Source organism: Zobellia nedashkovskayae (assembly GCF_015330125.1).
In the GTDB taxonomy this organism is placed as follows: domain Bacteria; phylum Bacteroidota; class Bacteroidia; order Flavobacteriales; family Flavobacteriaceae; genus Zobellia; species Zobellia nedashkovskayae.
Genome location: NZ_JADDXR010000002.1, coordinates 1913155 through 1925414 on the forward strand (window position 1 = coordinate 1913155; position 12260 = coordinate 1925414).

Annotated in this window: 6 protein-coding genes; 3 read left to right on the forward strand and 3 right to left on the reverse strand. The window is 37.2% G+C overall.

The genetic code is table 11. From position 1 onward, the window contains the following. Window positions 1–3324, reverse strand: a complete 3324-nt coding sequence (locus IWB64_RS08085; RefSeq protein ID WP_194533531.1) for a VCBS repeat-containing protein — start codon at window positions 3322–3324, stop codon at window positions 1–3. 170 nt (window positions 3325–3494) lie between these two features. Here IWB64_RS08085 and IWB64_RS08090 point away from each other — a divergent pair, with 170 nt between their 5' ends. After that, complete coding sequence (locus IWB64_RS08090; protein ID WP_194533532.1) at window positions 3495–5147, forward strand: solute:sodium symporter family transporter; 1653 nt, start codon at window positions 3495–3497, stop codon at window positions 5145–5147. Between the two features lie 269 nt (window positions 5148–5416). On the opposite strand, the gene IWB64_RS08095 is transcribed toward IWB64_RS08090, so the two are convergent. Both IWB64_RS08095 and IWB64_RS08100 read right to left on the reverse strand, forming a co-directional pair. Beyond that, window positions 5417–7030 (reverse strand): RagB/SusD family nutrient uptake outer membrane protein, encoded by a 1614-nt coding sequence (locus IWB64_RS08095; RefSeq protein ID WP_194533533.1) that lies wholly within the window; start codon window positions 7028–7030, stop codon window positions 5417–5419. A gap of 17 nt (window positions 7031–7047) precedes the next feature. After that, window positions 7048–10137 carry a SusC/RagA family TonB-linked outer membrane protein gene (locus IWB64_RS08100; protein ID WP_194533534.1) on the reverse strand — a complete coding sequence of 1030 codons (3090 nt, stop codon included), beginning with the start codon at window positions 10135–10137 and terminating at the stop codon, window positions 7048–7050. A 344-nt stretch (window positions 10138–10481) separates the two neighbouring features. On the opposite strand from IWB64_RS08100, the gene IWB64_RS08105 reads away from it, so the two are divergent. Together IWB64_RS08105 and pgmB are read left to right on the forward strand one after the other, a co-directional pair. Continuing rightward, window positions 10482–11513 (forward strand): LacI family DNA-binding transcriptional regulator, encoded by a 1032-nt coding sequence (locus IWB64_RS08105; protein WP_194533535.1) that lies wholly within the window; start codon window positions 10482–10484, stop codon window positions 11511–11513. A gap of 78 nt (window positions 11514–11591) precedes the next feature. After that, complete coding sequence (gene pgmB, locus IWB64_RS08110) at window positions 11592–12248, forward strand: beta-phosphoglucomutase (protein WP_194533536.1); 657 nt, start codon at window positions 11592–11594, stop codon at window positions 12246–12248. The last annotated feature ends 12 nt before the right edge of the window (window positions 12249–12260 follow it).

Consider the following 12260-nt stretch of genomic DNA (forward strand, 5'->3'; position numbering starts at 1 on the left):
CTATTCGTTACTTTTTTTTGATAAGAAAATGGGGACGTCATTGTTCATTCCAATGACATAGAACTCTTTGTTTTTTACATTAATTTTAGCAATGTTTCTTGCTGAACCTGCAACATCAAATTTTTGGTTGCTTAAACGCTCAAAACCGCCCTCTTTGGTATTGCGTAAAATTAGACCATGTGAAGCATCCATTCTTCCCAATTGCGTGCTGATTTCAATTGTGTTACCTACTATTAAAAGGTCTTTAAATCCATCATTGTCAAAGTCTTCTACTGCAATATCATGAATTGTGGAAGCTTGTGCAATAGCTGGAAGTGGTTTTATAGTAAAATTACCAACTCCATCGTTTTCGTAAAATGAACTTCGCAATTCATAGACCTTTTTTTGGCTAGATTTTGTCAATTTCTCTTTTGAGAACAGGTTAGAAATAGAAGCTTGGGCAAAGTCTTTGTACGATAAGAATTGTTTATTCAAATAAGGCAGTTGTTTGACTAATTCGTCTTTTGAGGCAAACGGAGTTTCTTTATGTTGTTGAAAATGAGTGACAATAGGGTCCATGTTTCCGTTATTGTCAAAATCAGCATTATAGAGTGTAATTGGTTCAGATAAAGATGCGTTAAACTTGCTGTTAAGACCCCAGTTTCCGACAACAAAATCAATATCGCCATCATTGTCAAAATCATCGGTAACAATCGTATTCCACCATCCATTTGTATTTTTCAATGTGGGGTTATCTTGAAGTTGTAATGATTTTCCATCATTGTAAAAAATGGTTATAGGCATCCAATGGCCTACTACAATGAGATCTTGAAAGCCATTGCCATTTAAATCTTTCCAGACAAACTCTTTTACATTGCCTATTTCTCGGAAAGCCTTGCCGACAGTTTCGGATACGTCTGCAAAATTTCCAGTACCGTCGTTTTCAAAAATATATTGCAAAGGTGTAACACCAAATTGATGCGGAACTTGATCGGAAGTAATTATAATATCTTCATCACCATCATTATCAAAATCTACAGCGCCTACTTTTGATGCATTTATATATACGCTGGTAAACTGCTGATCTTCTTTTTTAAATAGCCCAGTTTCATTTCTGTAAAAACGAGGTTGCAATGCTTTGCCTGATTTAAATTCGTTCCCCCCGCTAACTACAATTAAATCGTGGTCACCGTCTCCATCAGCATCAAAAAAGACTTGAGATACATCTTCATTTATAGCATCTTCTTCAAAAAGGGCAGTTTGTTGTGGTGAAAAATTTCCTTCTTGTTGCTGAACGAATAAAGCGGAAGCTTGGCCTTTTGCTCCACCAATTAAAATATCCTCTAAACCATCTGCATTAATATCGGTAACCGAAAGATTAGGGCCTTCATTAGTATTCGCAAAAGGAATCAACGGACTTCGGTTGAATTCAAGAGTCGGGCTATCTTTATGGAAAAAACCAAGAAAATCTGGCACATTGTTTAATATGGAGGGAGTAAATTCTTCTGATTTTTCATAAAAATTACCGCTAGCCTCTGAAAAGTTGATAGTCAATTTTTGATTAGTACCCAGTTTTTTAAATATTTGAAATCTTCCGCCAGGCCAGATAACTGTTAGCGAATCCAAAACTGAATCTTTACCAATACCCAAATGTAGTTGTGGAGATACAGCCGATAAGTAACCTCGTGTTACAAAATTTTCAGCACTTAAAGCTGTGTTGTTACCATAGGCAATGACTTTAGCTCCAATTCCAAGTGGGTTATTTTTACTTCCTTTAAAATCGATTTTTAGGAAATGGTTTTCAGTGGTGTAATTACTAGTATTTTCCAGAACAAAAGCTTCTTGGCCAACGTTATTTACCACAATATCTAAATCACCATCATTGTCCAGATCCGCGTAAATACTGCCGTTACTATAGCTATCTTCTCCACTAGACCATGATTTTGATACGTTTTCAAAAGTTAAATCGCCCTTATTCTTAAAAAAATAGTTAGGCACCTTTTTCTTTGGCATTTCGTTAATAAAAGCCATATCTTCTTTGGTCATGCCTTGTTCAATACGTTTTTGAATATTGTCGTTAGCAATGAAGTTTATGAAGTCCATGTCATTGGTAGCGCCTTTAATACCGTTAGAAACAAAAAGGTCTTTCAATCCATCGTTGTCATAATCTGCCAGCAATGCTCCCCAAGACCATTCGGTGGCAGAAATACCTGCAAGATGGGCTATTTCACCAAAGTTGTTATTACCCAGATTTAAGTGAAGTGTATTCTGCATGTATTGTGGTGCGTAGCCGTTGCGCAAATAGTTTTGATAGGTTGGGTAGGGGAATTCTAGGCCAGATGTTTTGTACGTTTCAAGATTTTCTGGAAGCATGTCTAACGAAACAATGTCAGTAAGGCCATCATTATTAATATCAGCCAAATCGTTGCCCATTGAGAAGTGGGAGGTATGCCCTAATTTATTGGAATTAGTTGAGATTATGTCTTCAAAAGTTCCATCTTTTTGATTGATGTAGAGGTAATCGTTTTCAAAAAAGTCATTACCCACATAAATGTCTGGGTAACCGTCATTGTTAACGTCACTTATGCCTATTCCAAGGCCATATCCAATCTCACCTTGAAAAATTTTAGCTTCAGTAGAAACATTAATAAACTTCCCGTTTTCATTTTTATAAAGTCGGTCACCCGATAACGGATTTTCTTTCTTTCTTTTATCCCCCTTACCATAGGTTCTGTTAGGGTGCACTGAGTGATTGAGAAGAAATAGATCCAAATCACCATCCAAGTCATAATCAAAAAATGCAGCCTGTGTTGAAAATCCTGAAAAGTCAAGACCGTATTTTTTTGATTCTTCCTTAAAAATGGGGTTTTTATCTTTGTCGTTGCCTTGATTTATATAAAGTAAATTAGAACCTTTCAGATGCTTATAGTTACTTACTTTGCAAACGTATAAATCTAGAAGGCCGTCATTGTTTATGTCTACGTGGGTTACGCCGGTAGTCCAACCTTCAGTATTATTCAGGCCTGATTTTAAACTTGTTTCCTTGAACTTTAAGTTGCCCTTGTTTATATAAAAATGGTCTGCACCTTCATTGGCTGTAAAATAAAGATCTACTAGTCCGTCGTTATTAAAATCAGCTGCGGCAACACCAGCTCCGTTATAGTAGTAGAGGTAGTTAAGAATATTAAGTTCAGGAGTATTTTTAAGAGAATTTTTAAAGTATATTCCCGTTTCTGAGGCTTCAATTTTTTGAAATAAGACAGGGGTTTCCTGCTTTTCTTCTGAGCAGGAATTCATTAAAAAGGACAGTGCCCAAACCCAAATAAAACCCAATACTTTTTTCATGTCAAAATCACCTGCAAGATAACCAATGCTCAGAGGTATAGAAAATTACAGGACTGTGAAATTTCATCTTATTTGATTGTCATATGTGATATTGAATATATTGTCAGTAAATCCTTAAGTTTTTCGCAAATAATCCAATATATTTAGCCGAAATATCAAACCAACACATAATGATAGGAATTTTGTCTTTTGTAGGCTTTACCGCTCTGGTGGCCATAATATCTTATTTTGCAACACGATCAACAGATGAGAATTCTTCTGATGGGTATTTTTTAGGAGGAAGAAGTCTTACTGCAGGTGTAATTGCAGGATCCTTGTTGTTGACGAACCTTTCTACGGAACAGATTGTTGGTCTTAACGGACAATCATATACAGAAGGTATTGTTGTGATGGCTTGGGAAACACTTGCTGCTATCGCTATGGTGGTTACCGCTATTTTCTTGCTGCCTAGGTATTTAAAAGGAGGAATAACAACGGTTCCCCAGTTCCTTAAGGATAGATATGACGTTACAACAAAAACCCTTACCTCGGTTTTGTTTCTTACTGGTTATGTAGTGGTGTTGTTGCCAACTATTCTCTACTCTGGAGCGCTTGCAATCAGTACCATGTTTGATTTACCCACTATGTTAGGTGTCTCTGATAGTACGGCCTTAAACATGAGTATATGGGGTATTGGTATCATTGGTTCTATATATGCCGTATTCGGTGGATTGAAGGCTGTTGCTGTTTCTGATACGATAAACGCTGTTGGGCTTCTGATAGGTGGACTGTTGATACCTATTTTTGGACTTATGGCCATTGGTGATGGAAGTGTTTTTGGAGGATTAGATGTTCTTTATCAAGCTAATCCTGATAAATTTGATTCTACGGGAGAAATTACGAACAGTGTGCCATTTTCTACTCTGTTTACAGGTATGATGTTGATTAACTTATTCTATTGGGGTACGAACCAACAAATAATACAAAGAGCTTTAGGTGCCAAAAACTTGGCCGAAGGGCAGAAGGGTTTGTTGCTAGCTTCTTTTATTAAGATTTTAGGGCCGTTAATTGTAGTGCTTCCTGGTATTATTGCTTTTCATTATTTTCAAGGCGGATTAGAAATGCCTGATCAGGCGTATCCAGCTTTGGTAAATGCAGTATTGCCTAAATATTTAGTTGGCTTTTTTGTAGCTGTACTTTTTGGAGCAATTTTAAGCTCCTTCAATAGTGTATTGAACAGTTCTGTTACTTTGTTCGGCTTGGATGTTTACAAGCAGCATATAAACCCAGAAGCTACTGAGCAAACGGTAGTGAAGTATGGTAAGATTTTTGGTATTGTTTTAGCTGTTGGGGCTATGCTTATTGCGCCACTAATATCTAATGCAGGTAGTCTCTTTGCCTATTTACAGGAGTTAAACGGTATTTATACCATTCCAATATTTACTATAATCGTAGTGGGGTATCTTACCAAACGTGTTCCTGCAATTGCCGCTAAAATCGGTATTATTGCCGGTGTTGTACTGTACTGTTTCAGTCAGTTCTATTTACAGCCTTTATTTGTTGATGGTGCTCTGGAAGAAGCTGCCGCAGCAGGTTTGACTGACCCTGAAGCATTGGCATTAGTGAAGGCAGAAGCATATCCGCACTTCATACATGTAATGGCCATTTTATTTGTGGTCAACGCATCAATTATGTTAATTATAGGTAAAATAAGACCGAACGAAGTACCATTTGAACTTGAGTATACAAAACAAGTATCTATAGAACCTTACAAGTACGTGAAGCAAGTAGGTATTGTTATCTGTTTTATAGTGATTGCATTGTATGTATACTTTGCAAAGTAGACTTAAACTCACTAATACATAAAAGCCCCTTCTGATAAATCATCAGAAGGGGCTTTCCTTTTGGTATCACGTTGTTTTATAACTAAGAGGCTATGGTAAAACTCAATAGACTTGACACTTAACCAAAAACGGAAAAGCGGCATCCACTGTGGGCACAGTATTGTGTCATTCCCTATGCATACGGTTAGAGATAAGTGTTCATACTGTAATCAAAAAAACAGCCCTGACAAGTTAATGTCAGGGCTGTTTTAAACACTTAAATTTAATTTCTAGTAACCTGGGTTCTGAACTAGGTTAGGGTTCAATATAATTTGTGTTGCAGGTATAGGAAACAATTGTTTGTTGGTGTCGCCTATAGCAGAAGGATCTTTAAACTCCCAGTCTTTAGTATATTGACCAAATCTAATCATATCATTTCTTCTCCAAAATTCAGCATACAGCTCTCTACCTCTTTCGTCTAATAAGTCTTGCTCGGTAACTGCAGCCAAAGGATCAGCTCCTCTCAAAACACGTAGTTCGTTAACCAAAACTGTTGGGTCTCCACCACTACGCATGATAGCTTCTGCTTTCATTAAATGGGCATCAGAGTATCTGAAAAATATTTCATGCTCAGCAAATTCACCATATTGTGGGTGATACTTTATTACGCGAATACCGGTTACTTCGCTATTTTCAATTAAACTTTTTTCGCCGTTAGTTGAATTAGTGAAATCTCTTGTAAAGTTTAAAGGAGATGTGCCTCTGTCCGTAAGTTCGTCTCCATTAGGAGCAAACTGCTGGCCTATTAAGAAGCCAAAACCAATATTAGATCCATCAGCTAGACCGTCTGCATCTTTATCGGTAGTTCCATCAATTCCAGCAGGTTTTCCAGCTGAAGGAACAAAGCCTCTTCTTTCTTCTTGGTCACCACCTTCTAAGTTAGAATTTGCGTCACCTTCAAATATATCATAAAATTCAGCTAAAGTACTAAAGCCATTCCATCCACCGGCTTGATCAGGTGTTGTAAGGTTGTAGTGAAGACCGTTCCAGATTCTATTACCAACAGAAGTCTTTACCCAAAAAATAGTTTCTTGGTCTGTGTCTGCTTTAAATATGTCAAAATATCCAGCGACCAATCCAAAACCATCACCGCTAATTTCATCTACTAAAGAAACTATTCTATTCATGTCTGCGGCTTCAGCTGTTCTTGTGCCATTGAATATATGTTTGTTTAATAGAACCTTTGCTAATAAGTATCTGGCAGCTGATTTAGAAGCTGCTACGGTTTCGCCATCTGGGGCGGTCGCAGGTAGTGTTGAAATAGCTGTCTCTAAATCTGCTACTATAAAATCAACAGCTTCGTTACCTGTTAAAACAGCAGGATCGTCTAATGGGTCTGCAGTTGTATCTCTATAAGGAACTTGACCGTAATTATCTAAAATTACATACATACCCAAAGCTCTAAGGAATGCGGCATCAGCTCTTGATGCTTCAGATGAAGCTGATCTAGAATCTAGCACTTCACTAGCAGTAAGTTGTAGCTCGTTCCATTGATTCCAAACGGTTGTAATATACTGATGGTCAGGTGTCCAAGTGTGTTGGTGTAATTGTCTCCAAATTCCGTTGTCTCCCCAGTCAGAACCTCTAGTAGGAACTAAAAGTTCGTCGGTGGTCACTTCGCTCAAAGCAAATAAGTTAGCTTGGTCACCAATGTATCCATTAATCTGGTTGTACATAGCAGTAACAGAACTTGCAGCTTCTTCCGCGGTTTGTATTCCCTCAAAATTGGTAACCAATAAAGAGTCCGTTTCTTCAACCTCAAGGTCGCTACATGAGGATAGTACTGATAGGGCCAAGGCCGGAAGTATCAGAATCTTCGATGTATTTTTAATATATTTTATCATTGCTCTTTTTTTTTAATTTAGAATCTAGCATTTATTCCTAAGGTGAATGTTCGAGGTCTTGGGAAAGAAGTATAATCTATACCTTGACTCGGTATTCCTCCTGTAAAATCCCCATCTGAAGAAGTCGATGATGAAACTTCTGGGTCTAAGCCACTATAATCGGTAATCAAAAATAAGTTTTGACCGGTAAGTGATAATCTTAGGCTGTTTAGAGCTCCTTTTCCACTTAGTGGTACATTGTACCCAATACTCGCATTTTGCATACGAACGAAATCACCTTTTTCTAAATATAGTGTAGAAACTTCTGATGATTGAAGCTCAAGAGCTTCTGGAGTTACATTTCTAGAGGTTTGAAAAGCTGCAGCGTTTAAGAATGCATTTGCTGTATTATTATATACAGAGAATCCGAATTGTCCTGTAAAAAATGCTGATACATCCCAGTTTTTGACTGTCAAATTTAGTGCTAAACCTGTAGTAATATCCGGTACAGCATCTTCATCTACAAAATCCTTGTCATCTGCATTGAAATTTGGATTACCATCTGCATCTTCAGAATAAGTAGCCATGTAGTATGAAAAAAGCGATCTTCCTTCACCAAGACGTTGTGCAAATGCACCTGTAAGCCCAGGACCGTTCAATACACCAAAATCTGCAGTAGCTCCTTTTAATCCTTCTACGGTGTTGTCATTGTAGGCTATATTGAAAGATGTAGAAAAGGTAACATCATCCGATTGGATGAAATCGTAATTTAGACCAAGCTCAACACCTTGGTTTATTAAAGTACCATCTTCTAAGTTAGTAAATTTAAAAGGGTCAAAAGCTGGTGCCGCCGCAGGCTGTCTAAATAATAAATCCTTAGTCTCTCTTCTATATAAATCTATTGATCCATTAAAACGGTCATCTGCAAATCCAAAATCTATACCTAAGTTGTAATCTGTAGTAGATTCCCATTTTAAATCTGAATTTTGTACAGCAACCGTTTCTGTACCGGGTCTGTTTATACTGCCGTCATTATCTATAGTAGGTTTGCTATAACGAACTCTTTTTAGATAGTTGGCGTAACCTAAACCTTCTTGATTACCTGTTGAACCAGCACTTACTCTAAGTTTAAGAGTAGAGAATGCATCCCCAATGAAGTCTTCATCACCTAATTGCCATGCAAATGCACCAGAAGGGAAGTAGCCGTATTTGTTGTTCGTACCAAATCTTGAAGAACCATCAGCTCTAAGTGTTACGGTAAATAAATATTTGCTGTTCAAAGAGTAGTTGATTCTACCGAAAAACGACTGCAACTCATCCGTATTATCAAAAGCATCACCCCATGCTGATCGAAAAGAATTTGATTTTGTTCCTAAAGTGCCAGCATCATTAAAAGGGTTTAGCGAGTTTACGAAACTGTCATCGGCATCATACCCAAACTGTTGGTAAGGAGTATTTATAGAATAACGTAAGTCATATATAGATTGCTTTAACTCTTGACCTATTCTATCAAGGTTGTTAAGGGATGTTCCCCAGCCTTGAGAGTTTATACCTTGTCTCTGAAAATCTTGAAAAGTGAAACCTACAATAGCATCTATTGATGAGTTTGTAAACTCTTTTTTGTAATTCAAAGTAGCTTCCAACAATTTGCTGGTGGCTTCTAGCGTGTTGAATGCTGCTTGACCATTATCAACAACTCTATCAAAATTTCTTACTCCCGGAGATATGACTGTAATTGCTTGCGCATCTGATCTGTCATAACCAACTGATATCTTTGCGGTAAGTTCTTCTGTAAGGTCATATTCCGCCGAAAGGTTGGTTAAAAACCTATCAGTATGCGTTTCCGATTGCCAGTTGGCTAAGTAGTTTGCTGGATTTACAAGATTTCCATCTATACTAAATGTACTACTTGAAGGCCAAGTTGGGTTAGCTGCATAAGCTGCACCAATTAAGTTTCCACTTGATCCTGAAGCACCACTAATTGGCGGAGCTTCATCATTTACTCTAGAAAGGGTAGATTGAAAATTAATTCTTAATTTATCATCTAAAAATCTTTGAGCTATGTTTACTCTACCTGTAATTCTTTCTTGTGAAGATTTTTGAATTACACCAAATTGCTTTCCATAAGAAAAAGTAGCTCTTACGTTTCCACTACCGTAGTTATTGCTATAAGCTAAGTTTTGGTTCTGAGAAGCAGTATTTCTAGTAATGTAATCCTGCCAATCTGTATTTTGTCCAAAATCTAAGCCGTCTGCAATTTCTTGAGATCGTAAGCTTGCTGATCTAGAAATAAATTCAGGTCCATCAAACAAGTCGTATTCGTCTGCTGGTGAAGAAACACTAAATGTTGAGTTGAATTCCCAGTTTCCTCCTGCACCTGCTTTTCCACTTTTAGTGGTTACGATAACCACACCATTTGCACCCCTTGATCCGTAGATTGCTGTTGCAGAAGCATCTTTCAATATAGAGATACTTTCAATATCACTAGGGTTTATAAAGCTTAGAGGGTTTTTTGTTGCATTTCCTCCGTTAACAATATCTCCACCGCTTGGAGTAGTGGATTCCCCTGAAAGCGGAACACCATCAACTACAAATAATGGATTGTTGTTAGAACGAATTGAATTTGCTCCTCTAATACGAATATTAACGCCAGCTCCAGGTTCTCCACTTGATTGTGAAATCTGTACCCCAGCACTTTTACCTTGTATTAGTTGTTCAGGAGACGCTATAACACCTCCGTTGAAATCTTCGGCCTTTACTGCGGTAACTGATCCCGTAGCATCCTTTATAGTAGTTGAGCCATAACCTATAATAACAACCTCATCCAAAGCTTGAGCGTCTTCTTGTAAGGTAATGTTAAGTGTAGATTGACCATTAACCGGTACTTCTTGAGAAGCATAGCCAATGTAGCTAAATATTAATGTAGCATCTTCGGGCACGCCGCTTATTGCGTAGTTCCCATCAAAATCCGTTTGTGCTCCAGTAGTTGTGCCTTTAATAACAACACTTGCTCCCGGCAAAGGGCCACTGGCGTCGGAAACGGTTCCCGATACATCCTGAGCCTGTGCTATGCCAAAGCTTAGAAAAGCCGCAACCATAACCAGGTTTTTTAGTAGCATAATCTTCATAAATGAATTGTTTTAAGTTGAGTTAAATTATAATATAATGTTAAATGTATACAAAATCGATGTTAATACCTGCTAATTGCCACAAGCTAAAACTACGAAAACGGTTTCGTGTTAATAACTTTCATAAAATTCGATACTATTAAAAATTATATCGAATTAATATTGAATCAATAAAAAATGTGGCTGAAAATGGGGAGACGGTATCTAATTCCAAATATACAGATTTCTTTCCAATTGAAAAATGGTCGAAATCTGATGATGAATAGTTAAGATTGTTAAAAATTATAGAAGGTTATCATTTGCCCATATTAAAGTTTAATTTCACTACCCAAAAGTCATAAGATTTGAAGCGAAAGATTACTCTAAAACAAATTGCACGAGAATTAGGCGTGTCTATCTCTACGGTTTCAAAATCGTTAAAAGACAGCGATGAGATAAGTACGGACACCAAACAAAAGGTACAAGCCTTTGCCAAACTTTACAATTATAGGCCTAATAATATAGCCCTTAGCCTTAAAAATAGAAGGACTAAAAATATAGGAGTCGTCATTCCGGATATTGTTCATCATTTTTTTACGACTGTTTTTAGGGGTATTGAGAAATATGCCAATGAACATGGTTATAATGTGGTGGTATGTGTTTCTGACGAGTCTTATGAAAAAGAAGTGTTCAATATGGAGCTTTTAGCGAATGGAAGTATTGACGGTTTTATAATGTCCGTTTCTGCCGAAACGCAACAAAAGAATGATTTCAGCCATTTAAAAGAAGTGATGGAACAAGGTTTTCCATTGGTTTTATTTGATCGAGTAATAGATGAAATTGAATGCGACAAAGTAGTAATGAACGACGAGCAAATTGCTTATGAGGCAACTACAAAAATGATAGCCGAAGGCAGAAAAAGAATTGCACTGGTTACTACGGAAAGCTATTTTAATGTAAGTGAAAAGAGGGCGGAAGGCTATAAAAGAGCATTGAAAGACCATGATATAGATTATGATGAAAAACTAACCTTGGTTTTGCCATTTAAAGGTATTGAGGAGTCCTATATAGAAGACTTTGTAAAAAATGTAGGATTTGATGGTGCGCTTTGTGTGAACGAAATCTTTGCTGTTCTTTTAATGGCCATGTCGCAAAAGAAGGGTTTAAGGGTTCCGGAAGATATTTCGGTAATCGGTTTCACAGATGGCCTGTTATCTAGATATTCAACACCTACGTTAACTACCGTTGCACAACATGGGGAGCGAATGGGAGAGATTGCAGCTAAAATGCTGGTAGAAAAACTTGAAACTGAAATTGGTTTTCACGAAGAGGAAGTGTATAGCACTGAAATTATTGAGGCGACTCTTATAGAACGAGGGTCAACCATAAACAAATAGAGTGAAGACAGGTTTGATATTGTACTAGATTCAATTCGTAACGGTTAACCTATTTAGAATTTAATAAGTGGAAATTATATGAGTATATCAGCATTTATATTTGACTTGGACGGTGTTATTGTGGATACCGCAAAATATCATTATTTAGCTTGGAGAAAACTGGCCAATGAGCTTGGTTTTGAATTTACAAAAGAGCAAAATGAACTGTTTAAGGGGGTAAGCCGTAAAAGATGTCTAGAGATTCTATTGGACATCGGAGGCATTACGGCAACCCAAGAACAATTTGATAAGTGGATGATTGAGAAAAATGAGGACTATCTAGAATATATAGAAAAGATGGATGAGTCGGAAATTCTTCCGGATGTGCCAAAGGTTCTCAATTTTCTAAAGGAAAGAAATATTCCTATTGCTTTAGGTTCGGCTAGTAAAAATGCGAGACCTATTCTAGAAAAAGTACACCTATTGTCTTATTTTGATGCCATTGTAGACGGTAATGATGTGACAAAAGCAAAGCCAGACCCAGAAGTATTTTTAATTGCCGCTAGAAAATTGAAAACAGCACCTGAAAAATGTCTTGTTTTTGAGGATGCAGTAGCGGGAATACAAGCAGCAAATAATGCTAAAATGTTGAGTATAGGTATTGGGCATCCAGATATTCTTTCAGAAGCCAAGTACAATTTTAAGGATTTTTCCGAAATGAGTATTGAGTTCCTTTCAGACTTAATTTCTGAGTAAGTTTAAGTTAGC